This window comes from Nocardia citri, from assembly GCF_054065835.1.
On record NZ_JBSUQM010000007.1, the window covers coordinates 77120 to 97951 of the forward strand.

The 20832-nt window shown below is 66.0% G+C and carries 15 protein-coding genes and 1 riboswitch; of the genes, 10 read left to right on the plus strand and 5 right to left on the minus strand.

Going from position 1 to position 20832, the window contains the following annotated elements:
• Positions 1-27: 27 nt before the first annotated feature.
• The gene (locus ACW2Q0_RS13020) at positions 28-1125 is read left to right on the plus strand and encodes a D-alanine--D-alanine ligase family protein (RefSeq protein ID WP_457189655.1); all 1098 of its coding nucleotides are present in this window, start codon (positions 28-30) and stop codon (positions 1123-1125) included.
• A 31-nt stretch (positions 1126-1156) separates the two neighbouring features.
• On the opposite strand, the gene ACW2Q0_RS13025 is transcribed toward ACW2Q0_RS13020, so the two are convergent.
• The gene (locus ACW2Q0_RS13025) at positions 1157-2020 is read right to left on the minus strand and encodes a DUF3515 domain-containing protein (protein ID WP_457189657.1); all 864 of its coding nucleotides are present in this window, start codon (positions 2018-2020) and stop codon (positions 1157-1159) included.
• A gap of 173 nt (positions 2021-2193) precedes the next feature.
• Here ACW2Q0_RS13025 and thiL point away from each other — a divergent pair, with 173 nt between their 5' ends.
• From thiL to ACW2Q0_RS13045, 4 genes are read left to right on the plus strand one after another with little or no spacing between them, the layout of a single operon-like run.
• Complete coding sequence (gene thiL, locus ACW2Q0_RS13030) at positions 2194-3309, plus strand: thiamine-phosphate kinase (RefSeq protein WP_457190053.1); 1116 nt, start codon at positions 2194-2196, stop codon at positions 3307-3309.
• 11 nt (positions 3310-3320) lie between these two features.
• Complete coding sequence (locus ACW2Q0_RS13035) at positions 3321-4004, plus strand: uracil-DNA glycosylase (RefSeq protein WP_457189659.1); 684 nt, start codon at positions 3321-3323, stop codon at positions 4002-4004.
• 43 nt (positions 4005-4047) lie between these two features.
• Positions 4048-4314: a hypothetical protein gene (locus ACW2Q0_RS13040; RefSeq protein ID WP_457189661.1), complete on the plus strand. Its 267-nt coding sequence runs from the start codon at positions 4048-4050 to the stop codon at positions 4312-4314.
• A gap of 57 nt (positions 4315-4371) precedes the next feature.
• On the plus strand, positions 4372-5235 hold the full coding sequence (locus ACW2Q0_RS13045; protein ID WP_457189663.1) for an alpha/beta fold hydrolase: 864 nt from the start codon (positions 4372-4374) through the stop codon (positions 5233-5235).
• A gap of 216 nt (positions 5236-5451) precedes the next feature.
• On the opposite strand, the gene ACW2Q0_RS13050 is transcribed toward ACW2Q0_RS13045, so the two are convergent.
• Both ACW2Q0_RS13050 and rpmB read right to left on the minus strand, forming a co-directional pair.
• Positions 5452-5943 (minus strand): N-acetyltransferase family protein, encoded by a 492-nt coding sequence (locus tag ACW2Q0_RS13050; protein WP_457189665.1) that lies wholly within the window; start codon positions 5941-5943, stop codon positions 5452-5454.
• Between the two features lie 85 nt (positions 5944-6028).
• The gene (gene rpmB, locus ACW2Q0_RS13055; RefSeq protein WP_011210730.1) at positions 6029-6220 is read right to left on the minus strand and encodes a 50S ribosomal protein L28; all 192 of its coding nucleotides are present in this window, start codon (positions 6218-6220) and stop codon (positions 6029-6031) included.
• A 355-nt stretch (positions 6221-6575) separates the two neighbouring features.
• On the opposite strand from rpmB, the gene ACW2Q0_RS13060 reads away from it, so the two are divergent.
• Together ACW2Q0_RS13060 and recG are read left to right on the plus strand one after the other, a co-directional pair.
• Positions 6576-8807, plus strand: a complete 2232-nt coding sequence (locus tag ACW2Q0_RS13060; protein ID WP_457190055.1) for a DAK2 domain-containing protein — start codon at positions 6576-6578, stop codon at positions 8805-8807.
• A gap of 4 nt (positions 8808-8811) precedes the next feature.
• Positions 8812-11088, plus strand: a complete 2277-nt coding sequence (recG, locus tag ACW2Q0_RS13065; protein WP_457189667.1) for an ATP-dependent DNA helicase RecG — start codon at positions 8812-8814, stop codon at positions 11086-11088.
• Between the two features lie 81 nt (positions 11089-11169).
• On the opposite strand, the gene ACW2Q0_RS13070 is transcribed toward recG, so the two are convergent.
• Both ACW2Q0_RS13070 and metE read right to left on the minus strand, forming a co-directional pair.
• A complete protein-coding gene (locus tag ACW2Q0_RS13070; protein ID WP_457190057.1) occupies positions 11170-12591 on the minus strand; it encodes a short-chain fatty acyl-CoA regulator family protein in 1422 nt (473 codons plus the stop codon).
• Between the two features lie 574 nt (positions 12592-13165).
• A complete protein-coding gene (metE, locus tag ACW2Q0_RS13075; RefSeq protein ID WP_457189669.1) occupies positions 13166-15430 on the minus strand; it encodes a 5-methyltetrahydropteroyltriglutamate--homocysteine S-methyltransferase in 2265 nt (754 codons plus the stop codon).
• A gap of 135 nt (positions 15431-15565) precedes the next feature.
• Positions 15566-15776, minus strand: a riboswitch (cobalamin riboswitch).
• A gap of 254 nt (positions 15777-16030) precedes the next feature.
• Between metE and ACW2Q0_RS13080 the strand changes: the two genes are divergently transcribed.
• The 3 genes from ACW2Q0_RS13080 (at position 16031) to coaD (ending at position 20790) form a co-directional block, all read left to right on the plus strand.
• On the plus strand, positions 16031-19435 hold the full coding sequence (locus tag ACW2Q0_RS13080; RefSeq protein ID WP_457189671.1) for a pyruvate carboxylase: 3405 nt from the start codon (positions 16031-16033) through the stop codon (positions 19433-19435).
• A complete protein-coding gene (gene rsmD / locus ACW2Q0_RS13085) occupies positions 19432-19992 on the plus strand; it encodes a 16S rRNA (guanine(966)-N(2))-methyltransferase RsmD (protein ID WP_457189673.1) in 561 nt (186 codons plus the stop codon). Before ACW2Q0_RS13080 ends, rsmD begins: the two co-directional genes overlap by 4 nt.
• 312 nt (positions 19993-20304) lie before the next feature.
• Positions 20305-20790, plus strand: coding sequence for a pantetheine-phosphate adenylyltransferase (gene coaD, locus ACW2Q0_RS13090; RefSeq protein ID WP_457189675.1), 486 nt, complete (start codon positions 20305-20307; stop codon positions 20788-20790).
• Positions 20791-20832: the final 42 nt, after the last annotated feature.

The window sequence follows — 20832 nt, forward strand, 5'->3', positions numbered from 1 at the left end:
GCATCCACAACGGGTACGGTTCGGTGCATGATGAACCGGATCAGGGTTGCTGTGGTGTTCGGCGGGCGCAGTAACGAGCACGCCGTCTCGTGTGTGTCGGCCGGTAGTGTGCTGCGCAACCTCGATCCGGAAAAGTACGAGGCCGTGCCTATCGGCATCACCCTCGACGGCGCTTGGGTGCTGGGGGGTGCCGAGGTGGCGGCGCTGGGGTTCACCGACAATGCGCTGCCTGCGGTCGATGGCAGTGGCACCGCGCTCACGCTGGCCGCTGATCCGAGCCGGTCCGGCTCGTTGGTCGCGCTCGATGATCCGAGTGCGGCACTGGGGTCGGTGGATGTGGTGTTCCCGATCCTGCACGGTCCGTTCGGTGAGGACGGCACGCTGCAGGGCATGCTCGAACTGGCCGGGGTGCCGTATGTCGGGCCGGGTGTGCTCGCCAGTGCGGCGGGGATGGACAAGGAATTCACCAAGAAGTTGCTCGCCGCGGAGGGGCTGCCGATCGGACGTCAGGTGGTGCTGCGGCGCGGGACCGATACCCTCGGTGCCGACGAGCGGGCGCTGCTCGGCCTGCCGGTGTTCGTCAAACCGGCCCGCGGCGGTTCCTCGATCGGCATCACCAAGGTCACCGAGTGGAGCGAGCTGGACGCGGCGATCGCGACAGCGCGCGAACACGATCCGAAGGTGATCGTCGAAGCGGGCATTGTCGGACGCGAAGTCGAATGTGGCGTACTGGAATTTCCGGATGGTCGAGTGGGGGCCAGCATGGTCGCCGAGATCCGGATGCCGGAGGCCGATGCCGCGGCGCCGGAGTTCTACGACTTCGACACCAAATACCTCGACGATGTCTGTGAATTCGATGTTCCGGCGAAGCTGGACGATGAAGTGTCCAACAGCATCAGAGAACTCGCGGTGCGGGCGTTCAAAGCGCTCGACTGCCAAGGTTTGGCGCGGGTGGACTTCTTCGTCACAGCGGAAGGGCCGGTGATCAACGAGATCAATACGATGCCCGGCTTCACAGCGATCTCCATGTATCCGCGGATGTGGGAGGCCACCGGAATCGACTACCGGGCACTGGTTTCCACGCTGATCGAGACGGCGTTGGCGCGGGGAACCGGGCTGCGCTAGCTCGTTCTGTGCGCTTTCGGCGTGCCGTCGATCAATTCGGCAGTGGACCGGGATCTATTGGTCGGGCGGGCAGGTTCGCGGTGATCGTGTCCGAAACTCCTTGCAGCGGAGTCGGTCCGGAGCCGTCGGGAACGGTCAGCGCGATATAGGTCGCGCGGTCGACAGCGAACCAGGTGCTCGCCTTCGCGGCCGGGTCACGAACCTCGAACCATTGCACGCCATTGACGATCTGCAATGGCGAGGCGCGGTTGAACTCCAGCGGCCGTTCCAAACCGCAGCGCAGCACGATGGCGTCCCCACCGTCTTTGCGCTGCCAGGCGCGGGTCGCGGGCGGAGCCGGTTCCACCAACGTGGATTTGGAGTAGTCGCCGAGATCGACCGGCAATGCGGGCAGCAGCGCGGTGCACGCGGGCCCGTCCGCGGCGGGTGCGGGAACCGGGCCGAGGACCAGAGGTTCACGTTCGGTCGGCGTGCGGTGGGCGAGGACTGCGGCGACCAGCACGGCGACTACCAGTACGACCGGGAGTGCCACTGCGGTCGCGATCAGAGCGGGTGGGTAACCACTCGATTCTGCTGCGGGTTTGTCGGTGGGTTCGGCGCTGTCGGTGGCCGCGGGCTGGTCGGCGCGGCCAGCGGATGTCGGCTCTGCGGTGGGCTCAATACTGTCGGATTTCGCGGGCTCGGCACCGGCGGCGCCGGTTGCGGCTGTTGCGGGCGTGGCATCGGTGGTTGGGAAAGGGCTCTGGGCTTCGCGATCGACCGTAGGGGTGGCGTCTACCGCAGCGCTGTCCGCGGCCGAATCGGGCGTCGCGTTCGACAGCTCGGCGTCCTTCGACGGTTCGGCCTTCGACGACTCCGCCGCCGACGAATCGCGGTCCGACGACTGCGCCGCCATGCTCACCGATCCTTCCTGTTCGCGCTGGTGGGGCTCGGTCACCTGGGAGATGGATGCCGCGCACCGGCCTGGTAGTACTCGATTGCTCTGGAAAGGGTACCCTCGGGGCGATTTCAGCCAGCACGACACCGGGAAGGGACCAGGTCATCAGCGAAAGCACACCGTCGAAAACAGTGCGTGAGTTGGGGGAGTTCGCACTGATCGAACGGATCAACGCGGGGCGGGTGCAGGCGCCCGGCGTGCTGCTCGGCCCTGGTGACGACGCCGCCGTGGTGGCCGCGCCGGACGGCCGGTTCGTGGTCACCACCGACATGCTCGTCCAGGATCGCCATTTCCGGCTCGACTGGTCCGATCCGCGCGATATCGGGCGCAAGGCGATCGCGCAGAACGCGGCCGATGTGGTCGCGATGGGTGCGGTGCCGACCGCATTCGTGGTGGCGCTCGGCTGTCCGGCCGATACGCCGCTCGAGCTGGTGGACGGGCTCACTGATGGGATGTGGGCCGAGGCGCGCCGTGCGGGCGGCTCCATCGCGGGCGGTGATGTGGTGCGCAGCTCGCAGTTGGTCATCTCGGTGACCGCCTTCGGTGATCTGGACGGCCGCGCGCCGATCACCAGAGCCGGTGCGCGTGTGGGGGATACGGTCGCGGTGGTGGGTCGCCTCGGCTGGTCCGCCGCTGGGTTGGCGGTCTTGAGCGCCGGATTCGATCCGGCGGATGAATTCTTCGCCGAGGTGCTCGCGGCCCACCGGGTCCCACAGCCGCCCTATTCGGCAGTACTCGCTGTGGTCGCCGATTCCGCTGCCGGAGTGGGCAACTCGGGCACACCCTCGGCGGAACGGGTACTCGATTCGGAGCACATCGGGGTGCAGGGGCAGTCGAATGCGGTGCGGTTCGGATCGGGAGGCATTATCGGTTCTGGCTCGGAATGGTCCGCGATACCCACCGCGCTCACCGATATCTCGGACGGATTGCTCGCGGACCTGGGCCACATCGCCGAGGCATCCGGTGTCGCCATCGACATCCACTCGCAGACATTGCGCGATCCGGCGCTGGCGACGATCGCGCGGCGGCTGGATGCCGATGCCGCGCAATGGATTCTGACCGGCGGCGAGGATCATGCCTTCGTCGGAACCTGGCCCGCGCACCGGGAACTGCCGTCCGGTTGGGTGCCGATCGGACAGGTGCTGACAGGTCATGGCGTCACCGTCGACGGTGCGCGGCATGCGGGCAGTGGGGGCTGGGAATCGTTCAGCGGGGTGGACTCGGCATCCGAGCCCGAGTCACGATAGGTTGTGCGGTCATGGGCGCGAAACCGCTGACGGAAATCATGGATCCGGGTTGGGCGAAGGCTCTCGAACCGGTTGCGGCACAGATCTCGGCGATGGGCGAATTCCTGCGCGCGGAGAATGCGGCGGGCCGCGGTTATCTGCCAGCCGGTGAGAATGTGCTGCGCGCCTTTCAGCGGCCGTTCAACGCGGTGCGCGTGCTCATCGTGGGCCAGGATCCCTATCCGACGCCCGGACATCCGATGGGCCTGAGTTTCTCTGTCGCCCCGGATGTTTCGCCGGTGCCGCGCAGCCTCGCCAATATCTTCGCCGAATACACCAAGGATCTCGGCTACCAGACACCGTCCAATGGCGATCTGAGCCCGTGGTCGGATCAGGGCGTGCTACTGCTGAATCGAGTTCTGACGGTTTCGCCGGGACAGCCTGCCTCGCATCGCGGCAAGGGCTGGGAGGCGGTGACCGATCAGGCGATTCGCGCGCTGGTGGCCAGGGACGAGCCGCTGGTCGCGATCCTGTGGGGTCGTGACGCCCAGACACTGAAACCGCAGCTCGCCGCGGCCGAGGTGCCCTATATCGAATCCGTGCACCCGTCACCCCTGTCGGCCTCGCGCGGCTTTTTTGGTTCGCGACCCTTCTCACGAGTGAATGAACTACTCGACGAATTGGGTGCTGAACCTGTTGACTGGCGCCTGCCCTAGATCCCGGGCGTCGAGGTAAATCACAGTAGAGGAGCACAATTTCATGCAGAACAAGACCGTTCGCGGCGCACTGCGCGGCACCACAGCCACGCTGGCCCTGTGCGCGGCCCTGGCCGGCGGCAGCGCGGCAGCGAATGCGGCCGGGTTGCCACTCGAGCCCGCCGCGGATACCTCCGGGCCGACCACCGCCACTCCGGTCGGCGAGGAATTCACCTCCAATGGCTCCTCGACCATCTCGTCCTCGGTGAATGCCAAGGTCGCGTGCCTGCTGCAGAACACCATCAGCGCGCAGGGCAAGTGGAACTGCTGAGGTCCTATTGACCGGGGCTCGTGCGAGCCCCAGCGGTATCTGTGCGATCCTCGGATCGTGAGTAATGCGAACAACCTTCTCGATCCCATCCGGCTGCGACTGCGCGGTTCGGATGGAATCGAGCTGGTCGCCGACCAGTTCGGCCCGGCGGACGGCCCGCTCGTCCTGTTTCTGCACGGTGGCGGTCAGACCCGACACTCATGGAAGCAGACCGGTGCGAAGCTGGCCGCCGCCGGAATGCGGGTCGTCACGCTGGACGCGCGCGGCCATGGCGACAGCGCCTGGTCACCGAACGCCGATTACCGGCGCGCCACGATGGTCGCGGACCTCGTCGCGGTCCTCGAACAGCTGGCTGCCCCGGCGGTCGTGGTCGGTGCGAGCATGGGCGGGATCACCGGCCTGCTCACCACCGCGGATCCGGGCGGCGTGGCGATCACCGCCCTGGTGCTCGTCGATATCGTCACCCGCCCCGAACCCGCCGGTATCGCGCGGGTGATCGATTTTCTCGGAAAACATCGCGACGGTTTCGACAACCTCGAGCAGGCTGCCGACGCGGTCGCGGAATATATGCCGCATCGGCCACGGCCCAAGAACACCGACGGTCTGCGGCGCAATCTGCGCGAGCGTGACGGCCGCTGGTACTGGCATTGGGATCCGGGCATGCTCGGCGACCGCGTCGAGGATCCGAGCGAAATGGTGCAGGAGATGGAGGCCGCGGCGCGGGCTCTCACCATGCCCGTGCTGCTGGTGCGCGGTACGCAGTCCGATGTCGTGTCGGCGGAGGGCGCCGCGGAATTCCAGGCATTGGTGCCGCAGGCGCAGCTGGTCGAGATCGGCGGCGCGGCGCATACCGCGGCCGGTGACGACAATGATTCGTTCACCGAAGCGGTCGCGAAATTCGTGCTCCAGGTGCGCGGTTAGTTACTGTAATCGGGCTTGCGCTTATCGACGAAGGCATCGACGCCGTCGCGCCCGACCGGGCGCTTCGCCGCGGTGCTGACGGCATCGCGCTCATAGTCGCGCTGGTCGCTCAGCGTCGACGAATTCGACCGTGCCAGTAGCGATTCGACGCTAGGCGGAGCGCGGTCCGGCGGCGGGGGTTCGGGCCACGTTCCGTGCTCGTCCCAGACCTTTCGGTCAGCGGCGGACCATACGGACCTCGACGGCGGGGGTGAAGGCCTCGATACGACTGGTGCCGTCGAGTGCGAAGCCGTGTTTGCGGTAGAAGGCCTGGGCGCGCGGGTTCTTCTCGAACACCCAGAGCGAGCATGGCGTGTCGGGGGTGACGGCGGCTCGGATGAGGTCGTGGGCGACGCCGGTGCCATACCAGGTGGCGCGGACGTAGAGGGCGTTGAGTTCGTTGGGGGTGACCGGAGATTCGTCGTGTGAGGGGCCCGCACTCACGAAACCGATCACCTCGTCCTCGACGAGGGCGACGTAGGTGCGGCCCGGGTAGCGGGCCCGGTTGCGTTCCCATTGCTCGGCGCGACGCTCGACTTCGAACGCATCCAATACGTAATCGGGGACCAGGCCGCGATAGGCCTCACGCCAGCAGGCGATATGGCATTCGGCGAGGCTGTGGACGTATTCGGCGACGAGTGGGGCGATGCGCCAGGCGGGCTGGGTCATGGACACCATCGTCGCCGAGCGGTCCACAGATGACTACGCCCCGAGCACCTGATGGTGTCGGGGCGTATGTCGGTCTCTGAGCGAATCAGCCGCGAACGACCTTGCCCGCTTTCAGGCAGGAGGTGCACACGTTCATGCGACGGGTGTTGCCCGGCGCGACCTGTGCGCGCACGGTCTGGATGTTCGGGTTCCAACGACGGTTGGTACGCCGGTGCGAGTGCGAGACCGACTTCCCGAAGCCGGGGCCCTTGGCGCAGACGTCGCAGACGGCAGCCATAGTCGCGAACTCCTTCATGTCATGTGGGGACCGCCGCACGTCGGCAGCATGTCCGGAAACAATGTCTTAATGCCCTGCCGACTGACGCCGGCCAGCGCGAACCCTCTCGCCGCGCTAGGCAACCCTGCAAGGGTAGCTGGCGGCGCCCCGATCCACCAAACCGGGGCATGGAATGACGGCCCATGGGCACCGCCGATGGTAGTGGATCGGTGTCGCCGATCCATTGTCGGCATCGCCAGCTAACCTGGCGAACGGCGGCAGATCGTTTCGAGCGATCTGCCAGCAGTCGCTTGGCTGCGGGTGGCGGTGTGGATGATCGCGGAGAGGGGTGGCGGTGCCCGGAGTGCCGGACGTGATGGGCGATGGCCCGGACGCGGAACTACCTGTCCTCACCGAGCCGAATGAACTGAACGGCCCGGCCCTACTGCGCTGGGGCCGAATCTGCCTCGACGGCCTGCAGCAGCGTCGCGCGGAGATCAACGCCCTCAACGTCTTCCCCGTCGCCGACGCCGACACGGGTACGAACATGCTCGCCACCATGCGATCGGCGGTGCAGGCCGCCGAGGCCGCGGTTAACTCCGCGCGCGGGTCCGAGCGACCGGCCGGTGGTGGTCTTACTGCGGACGCCGAACGCGTGCAATCGGATGCCGAGACCGTCGATGGGTTTGCCATGGCCGTCGGGTCGGGCGGTGATGCCGCCATCTCCGGCCCCGGGGCGGTCGGTGGTTGTGCGGCGGATGACGGGGCGGTTGGTGATGCCGGGTCGTCGGGCGCCGGGGCGTCCCAGCAGAAGTTCGCGGATCGAGCTATTGCCGCGAATGGTGTCGATCGCTCGCCTCTGCCTGCTCCTGCCACGCGCGGGACCTTGCGGCATATCCCCGTCGGCGGGCTGTGGGGTGGAGTTGCGGGTGGGTATTTCGGGTTGGGCGGATCGCTGTCGGCGCATGCGGTGGCTGCGGCGATGGCGCGTGGGGCGACGCTCGGTGCGCGGGGGAATTCCGGGATCATCCTGTCGCAGGTGCTACGCGGGATTGCCGAGGCGGCACGTGGTGGGCCGCTGACGGCGCGGACGTTGCGGGAGGCGCTGGCCATGGCGGCGGTGCTGGTGCGGGAATCGCTGAGTGTGCCGGTCGAGGGGACCATTCTGACCGTTCTGGAGCGGGCGGCCGAATCCGCCGCAGCTTGTCCGGAATCTGCCGTGGCCGCGGTGGCGGTGGCGGCGGCCGACAGTGCCGCCGAGGCGCTCGGTGATACGCCAGCCCAGCTCGGTGTGCTGCGCGAGGCCGGGGTGGTGGATGCGGGTGCGCGCGGATTGGTCGTGTTGCTCGATAGTCTGGTCGCGGTCACCCTCGGCGAGACACCCACTCGGCCGGCATACGCGCGCGGCGAATTCACATTCGCCGGAGACCAGGTGGGTGCCGATCATGCCACCGCTGCGGCGCACGCCGACTCCGCACCGCGAGCCGATGCCGAACCGCGCAGCGGCGGTGCCGAACCCCCGAACAGCGCCGCCCCGCACTTCGAGGTGATGTATCTCCTCTCCGATACCGACGACCAACGAATCGCCCACCTCCGTGGCCGCCTCGCCGACCTCGGCGACTCCGTAGTGGTCGTCGGCGACGGCGCCGGATCCTGGTCCGCGCACGTCCACTGCGCCGACGCAGGCGCCGCCGTGGAAGCAGGCATAGCCACCGGCACCCTCAGCGCCATCCGCATCGAAAGTTTCACTATCACCGCCCGCCCAACCCCCACGTATCCGGACGCAACCGCGCACAGTGGCATAGCCGCGCGCGCCGACAGCGCCCACCCGGCGCAGGCCGACGGGCGCCACTACGTAGCCCCGGTCGACGCCGCGGATCATGCCGAAGCAGCCCCGGCCGACAATGCGGGTCGCGCCGACGCCACTGCGCAGCCTGGTCACGATGGTCCCGCGGACCGCGCGGTTGTGGCTGTCGCCTCCGGAGATGGGGCGGCGGCGCTGTTCGAGGCTGGAGGTGCGGTAGTGCTCGGTGGTGACGGAGCCGTGACCAGTGCCGCGTTGCTTACCGCGATTCGGCAGTTGCCGAATCGGGAGGTGTTGGTGCTGCCGAATGGTGCGCTGCCGGCGCACGAGCTGGTGGCGGTTGGTGTCGCGGCCCGTGACGTGCATCGGGACGTGTTGTTGTTGCCGAGTGGGTCCATGGTGCAGGGGTTGGCGGCGTTGGCGGTGCACGATTGTGGTCGGATCGCGGTGGACGATGCGTTCGCGATGTCGGAGGCGGCGGCCGCGACCCGTTGGGGATCGGTGCGTGCCGCGAGGGAGCGGGCGCTCACCATGGTCGGCACCTGTGCGGCCGGTGATGGGCTGGGGCTGGTCGGTCACGATGTCGTGGTGATCGATCGGGATGCGCCGACCGCGGCCCGAACCCTGTTGGACCGGATGCTCGGTTTCGGCGGTGAGCTGGTCACCCTGCTCGTCGGTGCGGCGGCTCCGGCCGAACTCGCGGACGAACTGGCCGCGCATATCGCGAACGGCTTTCCCGGTGTCGAGGTGAGTGTGTATTCCGGTGGGCAGCAAGCGGATCTGGTGCAGATAGGGGTGGAATAGGGATATGGCGACACTCAGCGATCGACTGGACCACCTGCTCGGCGTAAAGGCCGCCGAGCCGCTCGCCGATGCCTTCGACATGCACACCGTCGAGGACCTGTTGCGGCACTACCCATTACGCTACGCCACCCAGGGGCAGCCGCTCACCCAGGAGCAGCCGGAGGAGGGTGCGCACATCACCGTCATCGGCCGGGTGACGAAAACCGAACTGCGCCCGATGAAGAACCGTCGCGGCCGACTGCTCAAGGTGGCCCTCGACACCGGTTCGGCGGCCCCGATCGATATCACCTTCTTCAATGGCGACAAGGTGAGTTACCTGGTCCGCGAAGGGGTCCGGGCCATGATGTCGGGCACCGTGCACTGGTGGCGACCGGATCGCTGGAACCTTTCGCATCCGGATTATCTGATCCTTCCCGAGAAGGAAGAGGGTTCGATCGAGAATCTCACCTCGGTGCGCGGCGGCGGTGCATTGCGCGGATTGGCGCAAAGCGCGAAAGGTAAAGAGGGAGTGGATGTCTCGTTCTTCGAACGGGAATATATCCCGGTATATCCCGCGACCGCGAAGGTGCAGAGCTGGGATCTGCTCGCCTGCGTCCGGCAGGTACTCGACCAACTCGACCCGATCGACGATCCACTGCCCGCTGACCTGCGCGAGGATCGCGGGCTGATGAAGATCTCCGATGCGCTGCGCCTGATCCACCTGCCCGAACGCAAGTCCGATCTCGAACAGGCCGGGGAACGTTTGCGTTTCGATGAGGCGCTGGCGCTGCAACTGGTGCTCGCCGAGCGGCGACACGACGCGCAGGCACGGGCCGCCCGGCCCTGCTTGCCTCGATCCGACGGTATCGCAGCGGCTTTCGATACCCGCCTGCCGTTCGAACTGACCGAGGGGCAGCAGCAGGTGATCGCGGAGATTTCCGACGATCTCGCGCGGGTCCATCCGATGCACCGGTTGCTGCAGGGTGAAGTGGGTTCGGGCAAAACGATTGTCGCGCTGCATGCCATGCTGCAGGTGGTCGACGCCGGCCAGCAGTGCGCACTGCTCGCACCGACGGAAGTCCTCGCTGCCCAGCACTATCGGTCGTTGCGCACGATGCTCGGCGAGCTCGGCACCGCCGGTGAGCTCGGTGCCGCGGACAATGCGACGAAGGTGGTGCTGGTCACCGGCTCGATGTCGGCGTCGGCGAAGAAGGCCGCGCTACTGGCCGCGGTCACCGGCGAGGCGGGCATCGTGATCGGCACGCACGCGCTCATCCAGGACGCGGTGGAGTTCTTCGACCTCGGCATGGTGATCGTCGACGAACAGCATCGGTTCGGTGTCGAACAACGGGATGCGTTGCGCGCCAAGGCGAAATCCGGTAGCAGCCCGCATCTGCTCGTCATGACCGCGACCCCGATTCCGCGCACCATCGCCATGACCACGCTCGGCGATCTGGAGACCTCCACCCTCACCCAGCTGCCCCGCGGCCGCTCACCGATCGTGTCGAAGGTGGTGCCGCGCAAGCAGCATCCGAACTGGGTCGACCGTGCCTGGGAGCGCATCGTGGAGGAGGTCGGCGCCGGGCGGCAGGCCTATGTGGTGTGCTCGCGCATCGGCGACGACGAGGAGAACGGAAAGGGCCGCAACGGCAAGAAGTCCGGCAAGTCGGCGCCGGAGAAGGAGGGCCCCACTACGGCCGCCGCGCTCGAGGTCTTCGACATGCTGCGCGCCGGTCCGCTCGCGAGCGTCCGGGTCGGCCTGCTGCACGGCAGGCTCCCGACCGATGAAAAAGACCAGGTAATGCGCGCATTCAATGACGGCGACATCGATGTGCTCGTCTGCACCACGGTCGTCGAGGTCGGCGTCGACGTGCCGAATGCGACCGTCATGGTCATCGTGGACGCGGACCGCTTCGGAGTCAGCCAGCTACATCAGTTGCGTGGCCGCATCGGCCGCGGCAAGCACCCCGGCCTGTGCCTGCTCATCACCGACGCGGGTCCCACCGGCACCGCAATGGCCCGTCTCGACGCCGTCGCCGCCACTACCGACGGCTTCGAACTCGCCGTGCTCGACCTGCGCCAACGCCGCGAGGGCGACGTCCTCGGCGCCGCCCAATCCGGCACCGCCCGCTCCCTGCGCCTGCTCTCCCTGCTCGACGACCTCGAAGTCATCACCGCGGCACAAGACCTCGCTCGCCAACTGGTCGAATCCGACCCGGGCCTGCACAACCACCCGGGCCTGGCCACCATGATGCACGCCGCCGTAAACACCGAACGCCTCGAATACCTAGCGAAGTCCTGATCGTCGAGAATACTTGGTGGAGGCGCCTTCTCGGGCGTGACCTACATCAGCGTGTGGTGATCGTTTGTCCAACAGGTGTGGCTAGCGCAGGGCCCGGGGGTAAGGGAGGTCTGTGCTGGTGTGCTCGGTGACCGCGAGTGGACTGCCGATCTGAGGGAAGGCGCGTTGCGGGCAGGAGGGACGCTCACAGACCTTGCAGCCGGCGCCGATCGGCACCGCCGCGGCCGGGTTGTCCAGGTGTATACCGTTCGAATACACCAGTCGGTCGGCATATTCGATATCGCAACCCAGACCGATCGCGAAATCCTTTGTCGCCGTGCTGAATCCGTGCAGTTCCGCCACTGCGGTGCGGGCGATCCAGAGGTAGCGGCGGCCATCGGGCATCGCCGCCATCTGAGTCAAAATGCGGCCCGGATTGGCGAACGCCTCGTGCACGACCCATAGCGGACAGCTGCCGCCGACCCGGGAGAAATGGAATGCCGTGGCGGACTGGCGTTTCGAGATATTGCCCGCCCGATCGGTGCGGACGAGGAAGAACGGGACGCCGCGCTGCCCCTGCCGCTGCAGGGTGCTCAGTCGATGGCAGATGGTCTCGAAGCCGACCTCGAAACGCAGGCTGAGCAGGTCGATGTCGTAGCGCAGTTCCTCGGCCGACCGCAGAAAGCGGCTGTACGGCAGTACCAGCGCGCCGGCGAAGTAATTGGCCAACCCGATGCGCGCCAATGTCCTGGATTCGCCGGTGAGCGAAGGTGTTTCGGCCAGTGCGGCATCCAAATCCTTGCCGTACAGCAGCAAGCCGAGGGTGGTGGCGATTTGAAATGCGCGCTGTCCGGGACGCAGCCGCCGCGCCAGCGTCAGCGTCCGGCTGTCCGGATCGTAATACCGTTTCGGGATGGACGGATCCGCGCCGTCTCCGCGCACCAGCACGGTGACGCCCGCGCGCTCCTCGGCCACTCTGGCGAGTTGCCGATCCAGTGACCCGATGCCCAGACCGCACTCCTCGAAGAGCTGTTCGGCCGCATGATCGAGTGGGGCGATGTGATTGTGGTGGTCGTAGAAGAAGTCCCGCACATCCTCGTACGGCATGGGCACACCCGGGGCGCCCGCCGGTGCGGCCACCCGTGCGGAGAGCAGATCGAGTTGTTCGGTCGCGGCGCGTAATCGCCGATGCATCGCGACGACGATTCGGGACACCTCCGGTAGTCGCGTCGCCAGTTCTTCGACCTCGGTCAGTGGCGCACTGTCACCGCCCGCCGCGTCGAGAAGTACCTCGTGTAGATCCGAGACCAGCCGGGCGTCGGAGTCGGCGGCGAAAAATTGCACGTCGAGGTCGAAGGTGGAGTTGAGCTTCAGCAGCACCGGGATGGTGAGCGGTCGCTGGTCGCGCTCGAGCTGATTGAGGTAGCTGGGCGATAGATCCAGGGATTTCGCCAGTGCTGCCTGGGTCATCCGCCGTTCCTCGCGCAACCGTCTCAGTCGGGCGCCCGCGTACATCTTGCGCACCGCAAGATGGTAGCCCTCGCAATTTGCAATCATCGCAAAACTCGCCCGCAGAAATCTGTTGCAGCAAGGGATTTTGCCGAAGATCAATCCTGCATAGTGTGCGAAGCAGCGCTGCTGGCGCAGCTTGAACCCAAGGAGGGGTGAATATCCACGTCGGAGCTGCCCGTGCCGCCGGCGCTGCGGACTTTCGCGTACGGAAGATTCGGCCACACCCGAGTTGCCGAGGTCGCGGCGGATCCATCAACCGCGCCTTCGGAGCCGAGCCCACCGCCGACTGATCGGTTCGCGGATCGGCGGAACCGAATCGGTCGCCCGTGCGTCGAATAAGGGCATCGGGGTGATATCCGATGGCGACGTCTGAGGAGGGGTTACGCATGGATCGTTGCTCGGGAAGTCATACGGCCTGGCGGCGAGGACTGCGCTCACGCACTCGGCCGATGGTGCGCAGCGGTGAGAGTTGCGAGCGGTACACGCCGCGTCGCCGGCTCCGGCCTTTCCCCGGGGCCGAATCGCATTGAAACGCATCCCGATAGCGCGGTGACCGCACCGCGCTATGGGGATGCCGGCTTGTCCGTTAGCGCACGGCGGCCGTGGCCGCGACCAGATTGCGCAGTGACGCCTCGACCTCGACCGGTCCACGCGTCTTCAATCCGCAGTCCGGATTGACCCAAAGCCGTTCGGCGGGAACGGCCTTCAGCGCGGCACGCAGCGAGACCGTGATCTCCTCAACGCTCGGCACCCGTGGTGAGTGGATGTCGTAGACGCCCGGTCCGACGCCGAGATCGAAGCCTGCGGCATTCAAATCGTCGAGCACCTCCATATGCGAGCGCGCCGCCTCGATCGAGGTCACATCGGCATCCAACCCGGCGATCGCATCGATGACCTCACCGAATTCCGAATAGCAGAGGTGGGTGTGGATCTGGGTGGCATCCGAGACCCCGGAGGTCGCCAACCGGAATGCGCCGACCGACCATTCCAGATACGTGCTCTGATCGGCCGCGCGTAGCGGCAGCAGTTCCCGCAGCGCCGGCTCGTCGACCTGGATGATCCGAATGCCCGCGGCCTGCAGATCGACCGTCTCGTCCCGGATGGTCAGCGCCACTTGACGTGCCGAATCGGACAACGGCTGATCATCGCGCACGAACGACCAGGCCAGAATCGTCACCGGGCCGGTCAATATGCCCTTGACCGGCTTATCGGTCAACGATTGCGCGTAGGTGATCCAATCCACGGTCATCGGTTCGGGCCGCGCCACATCGCCGAACAGAATTGGCGGCCGCACACAGCGGGTGCCGTAGGATTGCACCCAGCCCGACTCGGTGGCGGCGAATCCTTCGAGCTGTTCGGCGAAGTACTGCACCATGTCATTGCGCTCCGGCTCGCCGTGCACCAGCACGTCCAGGCCCAGTTTCTCTTGTAACGCAATGACATCCGCGATTTCGGACCGCATCCGCCGTACGTATTCGGTCTGATCGATCTCACCCTTGCGCAGTGCCGCACGCGCCTGCCGGATCGCCGAGGTCTGCGGATACGAACCGATCGTCGTCGTCGGCAACGAGGGCAGCCGCAGCCGCTCGGCCTGCAATGCGCGCCGCTGCTGCGCGGGAGCCCGCCGCGTGGCAGCTGGACCGACGGCGTTCAGCCGGGCCCGCACCTGCGAATTGTCCAACCGAGGATCGGCGCGCCTAGTGGCGAGAGCCGCACGGGCCGCAGCCAATTCATCGGTGATCGCTTCTGGTCCCGCGCTGAGCCCGGTCGCGAGTAACCGCACCTCGGCCACCTTCTCCGCACCGAACGCCAGCCACGAACGCAGCCGCTCATCGAAACCGGTTTCGTTCGCCAAGGTATAGGGCACATGCAGTAACGAGCAAGAGCTCGACACCGCAACGTATTTCGCGCATCTCAGCAGCGTGCCCAGCGTCGCCAACGCCGTGTCCAGGTCGGCCCGCCAGACATTGCGACCGTCGACGACACCGGCCACCAGCAGCTTGTTCGCCGGTGTGGGCACACCGGCCATGTCGAAAGGATCCACGGCGGCGGTGAAATCCAGTGCGATGCCTTCGATTTCGGTATCGGCCAAGGCGCTGGATGCCGCACCTGGCCTACCGAAGTAGGTGGCCACCAGCAGCGCGGGCCGATCCGTCGCGGCCGATAGATCGGCATAGGTGCGCCGCACGCGTTCGACTTCATCAGCGGTCAGATCGGTGACCAGGACCGGCTCGTCGAGTTGCACCCACTCCGCGCCCGCCACGGCCAGCAGCCGCAACAACTCCCGGTAGAGCGGCACCAATTCGTCGAGGCGATCCAGCGTCGCACCGCCGGTCGCCTTCGCCAGCTTCAGGAAGGTGATGGGCCCGACCACCACGGGCCGCGCGGGCACCCCGAGTGCGAGCGCCTCCCGCAACTCGTCCAACACCTTCGACGGATGCAGCGAGAACACCGTCTCCGGACCGATTTCCGGCACCAGATAGTGGTAATTGGTATCGAACCACTTGGTCATCTCCAGCGGTTCGACCGTATCGGTGCCGCGGGCCGCCGCGAAGTAACGATCCAACGGATCGGCGATGCCGGCCATCCGAGGCGGTAACGCGCCGAGCAGCACGGCGGTATCGAGTATCTGGTCGTAATAGGAGAAGGTGCCAACGGGGACGGAATCCAGTCCGGCGCTGTGCAATTCGGTCAGCTGGCGACGCCGCAGGTCGCCGGCGATCGCGTGCAGTTGCCGCGCGTCGATGCGTCCGGCCCAGTAGGACTCGGTGGCGCGCTTGAGTTCCCGGTGCGGCCCCACGCGTGGGAGACCGAGAACCGTCGCAGTGAACGGGGCATGTGTAACAGTCACGAATTTCTCCAGTGCTGAGATGCCATCGCCCTACGAGCTAGCGGAGACCGAGTGACGCGCCGGCGCACCGACGGAGCCCGACAATCGCACAGAGGTCCGCGCGGCCAATCCACGAGGCGGTGGCCGTCGGATACGGCGTATCCGACACGGCTGGCAGGTCTTCGGACTTGCGGGCATAGGCCTTCTGGCCGACCCCGGGTCGGGGCTCACCTACTGGCCGTCGCTTCCCGGGTGGGTACCCAGTGCTGATGACGGCGGTCGTTCCTGCATACCGCTGCGGGACAGTCCCGGATTCTCACCGGGTTCCCTCTCATTCGCGTACCGGATCAACCGATCCGCGAACTCGACTCCGTAACGCGACGTGGGGGCTCCATCTCGGCTGCGCACGGCGAACCAGCTGCATCGCCCAGCATAGTCGGTAGCGCCATCCGATTTCCGTGTCGCACGTCTTCGCAACGGCCGAGGCCGGATCAGCCACACCACAGCCATGTGTCGTCGGCATGAACATAACTTCGCAACTCTGCTAAGAAAGGTTGTGAAGATCTCTGCAAAGGTGACTACCCTGTCAGGCCACGATTCCGGGCCGGGTACCTTAGTTCAATGTTCTCGAAAGTCTTGGTTGCGAACCGTGGTGAGATCGCGATCCGTGCGTTTCGTGCGGCGTATGAGCTTGGTGTGGGGACGGTGGCGGTTTTTCCGTATGAGGATCGTAATTCGGTTCATCGGTTGAAGGCGGCGGAGTCGTATCAGATTGGTGAGCAGGGGCATCCGGTTCGGGCGTATTTGTCGATCGAGGCGGTGATCGCGGCGGCGAAGTCTGCGGGTGCTGATGCGATTTATCCTGGTTACGGCTTTCTGTCGGAGAATCCGGATCTGGCGGCGGCGTGTGCGCGGGAGGGGATCACGTTTGTTGGTCCGTCGGCGCGGGTGTTGGAGTTGGCGGGGAATAAGGCTCGGGCGGTGGAGGCGGCGCGGGCGGCGGGTTTGCCGGTGTTGCGGTCGAGTGCTCCTTCTGCGGATGTGGATGAGTTGCTTGCTGCTTCGGAGGGTCTGGATTTTCCGATCTTTGTGAAGGCTGTGGCTGGTGGTGGTGGGCGTGGTATGCGTCGGGTGGCTGAGCGGGGGTTGTTGCGGGAGTCGATCGAGGCGGCGTCGCGGGAGGCGGAGTCGGCGTTTGGTGATCCGACGGTGTTCTTGGAGCAGGCGGTGGTGAATCCGCGTCATATCGAGGTGCAGATTTTGGCGGATCAGCACGGTAATGTGATGCATTTGTTCGAGCGTGATTGTTCGGTGCAGCGTCGTCATCAGAAGGTGATCGAGTTGGCGCCGGCGCCGAATCTGGATCCGGTGTTGCGTGAGCGGATCTGTAATGATGCGGTGGCTTTCGCTCGTCAGATCGGGTATTCGTGTGCGGGGACGGTGGAGTTTCTGCTGGATGAGCGTGGTAATCATGTGTTCATCGAGATGAATCCGCGGATCCAGGTGGAGCATACGGTGACCGAGGAGATCACTGATGTGGATTTGGTGCAGGCGCAGTTGCGGATCGCGGCGGGGGAGAGTCTTGCCGATCTCGGGTTGAGTCAGGACACGGTGACGATTCGGGGTGCGGCGTTGCAGTGTCGGATCACGACCGAGGATCCGGCGAATGGTTTCCGTCCTGATACGGGTCGTATTACCGCGTATCGCACTCCTGGTGGTGCGGGTATCCGGTTGGATGGTGGTGCGAATCTGGGGGCGGAGATCGGTGCTTATTTCGATTCGATGCTGGTCAAGCTGACGTGTCGTGGTCGTGATTTCGGTGCGGCGGTGGCGCGGGCGAGTCGGGCGTTGGCGGAGTTCCGTATCCGGGGTGTGAGCACCAATATCGGGTTCCTGTTGGCGGTGCTCGATGATCCGGATTTCCGGGCGGGTCGGGTGACGACCTCGTTTATTGATGAGCGTCCGCAGTTGCTGGATCTGCGTGGTTCGGCTGATCGTGGTACGAAGATCTTGAATTATCTTGCCGATGTCACGGTGAACAAGCCGCATGGTGAGCGGCCGACGGCGGTGTATCCGCACGATAAGTTGCCCGTGATCGATGTGAGTGTGGCTCCGCCGGATGGTTCGCGGCAGCGGTTGTCGCGTTTGGGTCCGGAGGGGTTCGCGCGGGCGTTGCGGGAGCAGAAGGCGGTTGGTGTCACCGATACCACCTTCCGGGATGCGCATCAGTCGTTGCTGGCGACTCGGGTGCGTACCAATGGTTTGCTGGGTGTGGCCGGGCATGTGGCGCGGTTGACACCGGAGTTGTTGTCGATCGAGGCGTGGGGTGGGGCGACCTTTGATGTGGGGTTGCGGTTCTTGTTCGAGGATCCGTGGGAGCGGTTGGCGGCGTTGCGTGAGGCGGTGCCGAATATTTGTTTGCAGATGTTGTTGCGTGGCCGCAATACGGTTGGTTACACGCCGTATCCGGAGCGGGTGACGCGGGCGTTCGTGTCCGAGGCGACCAGTACCGGTATTGATATTTTCCGTATTTTCGATGCGCTCAACAATGTCGATCAGATGCGTCCGGCGATCGACGCGGTGCGCGAAACCGGTACCGCGGTCGCCGAGGTCGCGATGAGCTATACCGGTGACCTGTCGGATCCGGGGGAGGACCTCTACACCCTGGACTATTACCTGAAGTTGGCCGAGCAGATCGTGGACGCGGGCGCGCATGTGCTGGCGATCAAGGATATGGCGGGGCTGTTGCGTGCGCCGGCGGCGGCGACGCTGGTGTCGGCGTTGCGCGCCAATTTCGATCTGCCGGTGCATGTGCATACCCATGACACTCCGGGTGGTCAGCTGGCGACGTATCTGGCGGCGTGGCAGGCCGGTGCCGACGCGGTCGATGGTGCGAGCGCGGCGATGGCCGGAACGACGTCGCAGCCGGCGTTGTCGGCGATCGTGGCGGCGGCCGCGCACAGCGAGTACGACACCGGTCTGAATTTGGCGAATGTGTGTGATCTGGAGCCGTACTGGGAGGCTTTGCGCAAGGTGTACGCGCCGTTCGAGTCGGGGCTGCCCGCGCCGACGGGGCGGGTGTATACCCACGAGATCCCGGGTGGTCAGTTGTCGAATCTGCGTCAGCAGGCGATCGCGTTGGGGTTGGGTGACCGGTTCGAGGAGGTCGAGGCGAAGTACGCGGCGGCGGACCGGCTGCTGGGTCGGTTGGTGAAGGTGACCCCGTCGTCGAAGGTGGTCGGTGACCTCGCGCTCGCGTTGGTCGGTACCGGTGTCGATATCGACAGTTTCGCCGCGGACCCGGGCCGCTACGACATCCCGGATTCGGTGATCGGTTTCCTGCGTGGCGAGCTCGGTACTCCGGCCGGTGGCTGGCCCGAGCCGTTGCGTAGTCGGGCGTTGGCCGGGCGTGGTGCGGCCAAACCGCAGACCCCGTTGACTCCCGCCGAGGAAGCCGGGCTCGCCGGTTCCTCCGAGCAGCGCCGCGCCACGCTGAACCGGTTGCTGTTCCCCGGTCCCACCGCCGAGTTCCTCGCGCACCGCGAAACCTACGGCGACACCATGGGCCTGTCGGCCAACCAGTTCTTCTACGGACTGCGCCGCGGTGAGGAACACCACGTGCAACTGGAGAAGGGCGTCACCCTGCTCATCGGACTCGAGGCCATCTCCGAACCCGACGAACGCGGTATGCGCACCGTCATGTGCATCCTCAACGGTCAACTACGCCCGGTCGCCGTGCGGGACCGCTCCATCGCCAGCGATACCCCCGCCACGGAAAAGGCCGACAAGAACAACCCCGCCCACATCGCCGCCCCCTTCGCCGGTGTCGTGACACTGACCGTGTCCGAAGGCGACTCGATCACCGCCGGCGACACCATCGCCACCATCGAAGCCATGAAAATGGAAGCCGCGATCACCGCACCCCGCACCGGCACCATCAGCCGGATCGCGATCAGCACAATACAACAAGTCGAAGGCGGCGACCTCCTCGCCGAACTCACGGTCCACCAAACCACCACCGAATGACCCGAATCGTCGCGGGTACCGCGGGCGGGCGGCGGCTACGCGTCCCGCCCGCGGGCACCCGGCCCACCTCCGATCGGGTGCGCGAGGCGCTGTTCAGCGCCCTCGACGCCCGCATTGATTTCGACGGTGTCCGCGTCCTCGACCTCTATGCCGGATCCGGCGCACTGGGCCTGGAGGCCCTCTCCCGCGGCGCCACCCACGCCCTGCTCATCGAATCCGACCGCAAGGCCGCGGCCATCGTGCGCGGCAATATCGCCGACCTCGGACTGCCCGGTGCCGAAGTCCGCATCGCATCCGTTGCCACTGTCCTGGCGGGCGGCGGTGCGGGCAAATACGACGTCGTCTTCTCCGACCCGCCCTACGACGTCGACACCACAACGGTGATCGCCGACCTGCGCGCCCTCGCCGAACACGACTGGCTGGCACCTGAGGCCCTCGTCGTCGTGGAGCGTTCCATCCGCTCCCCCGAGATCGCCTGGCCCACAGGCTATGTCCCAGCGAAGGCACGCAAGTACGGCGAAACTCGGATCGAACTAGCCGAATTCACTCGCCTATAGCGAATGTGCCGGCCGATCAGTCGGTCTCGGCCACTCGGTCAGGGAAATTCTTCGAGACGCAGCCACCAGCGCAATTCTGGTGCGTTGTTACCCAAGCACGAAGACCCGCGGATCTCCGAGGCGATGGACGCCATTGAGATCGCCGCTGACCGCCCGTATGTCGCACCGGCACAGCCGAAGCGGTCCGAGTGAAGCCATGAGGAAGAACTCTCCGAGGAGGAGCCGATCGACGAGAACGAGCGGCGCGACCGGTCCGACTTCCAGTGCGGACCGTCTGAACCCGCGATCGAGCACCCCTGCTAGCGTTCGGTCATGGCAGGAGCGTTGTGCCCGGGCTCGTTCGACCCGGTGACCAATGGACATATCGACGTCTTCGGGCGGGCGGCGGCCCAGTTCGACGAGGTCGTGGTGACCGTCATGATCAATCCCAAGAAGCAGGGCATGTTCAGCGTGGACGAGCGCATGGAGATGCTGCGCGAGGCGACCGCGCACCTGCCCAATGTCCGGGTGGCGGCCTGGCAGGGTCTGCTGGTCGATTTCGCGAAGCAGGAGGGGATCGGCGCGATCGTCAAGGGGCTGCGCGATGCCGGCGATTTCGGTTACGAACTGCAGATGGCCCAGATGAACAACAAGCTCAGCGGCGTCGACACCTTCTTCATCGCCACCAACCCGGCCTTGAGCTACCTGTCCAGTTCATTGGTCAAGGAGGTCGCGTCCTATGGCGGCGATGTCACCGACATGCTGCCGCCCGCGGTCCACAAGCGACTCCTCGATCGACTGGCCGAGCGCAAAGACTGAGGCGAGTCGCATGAATTCGTCTCGGTAAGAGGGGCGGTACCC

Excerpts from the sequence above, each read along its gene's own strand:
- ACW2Q0_RS13080 (WP_457189671.1), top strand. The coding sequence starts at position 16,031 with ATGTTCTCGAAAGTCTTGGTTGCGAACCGTGGTGAGATCGCGATCCGT.
- ACW2Q0_RS13025 (WP_457189657.1), bottom strand. The coding sequence starts at position 2,020 with ATGGCGGCGCAGTCGTCGGACCGCGATTCGTCGGCGGCGGAGTCGTCG.
- coaD (WP_457189675.1), top strand. The coding sequence starts at position 20,305 with ATGGCAGGAGCGTTGTGCCCGGGCTCGTTCGACCCGGTGACCAATGGA.
- recG (WP_457189667.1), top strand. The coding sequence starts at position 8,812 with ATGGCGACACTCAGCGATCGACTGGACCACCTGCTCGGCGTAAAGGCC.
- rpmB (WP_011210730.1), bottom strand. The coding sequence starts at position 6,220 with ATGGCTGCCGTCTGCGACGTCTGCGCCAAGGGCCCCGGCTTCGGGAAG.
- ACW2Q0_RS13040 (WP_457189661.1), top strand. The coding sequence starts at position 4,048 with ATGCAGAACAAGACCGTTCGCGGCGCACTGCGCGGCACCACAGCCACG.
- ACW2Q0_RS13060 (WP_457190055.1), top strand. The coding sequence starts at position 6,576 with ATGGGCGATGGCCCGGACGCGGAACTACCTGTCCTCACCGAGCCGAAT.
- ACW2Q0_RS13035 (WP_457189659.1), top strand. The coding sequence starts at position 3,321 with ATGGGCGCGAAACCGCTGACGGAAATCATGGATCCGGGTTGGGCGAAG.
- ACW2Q0_RS13020 (WP_457189655.1), top strand. The coding sequence starts at position 28 with ATGATGAACCGGATCAGGGTTGCTGTGGTGTTCGGCGGGCGCAGTAAC.
- ACW2Q0_RS13050 (WP_457189665.1), bottom strand. The coding sequence starts at position 5,943 with ATGACCCAGCCCGCCTGGCGCATCGCCCCACTCGTCGCCGAATACGTC.
- rsmD (WP_457189673.1), top strand. The coding sequence starts at position 19,432 with ATGACCCGAATCGTCGCGGGTACCGCGGGCGGGCGGCGGCTACGCGTC.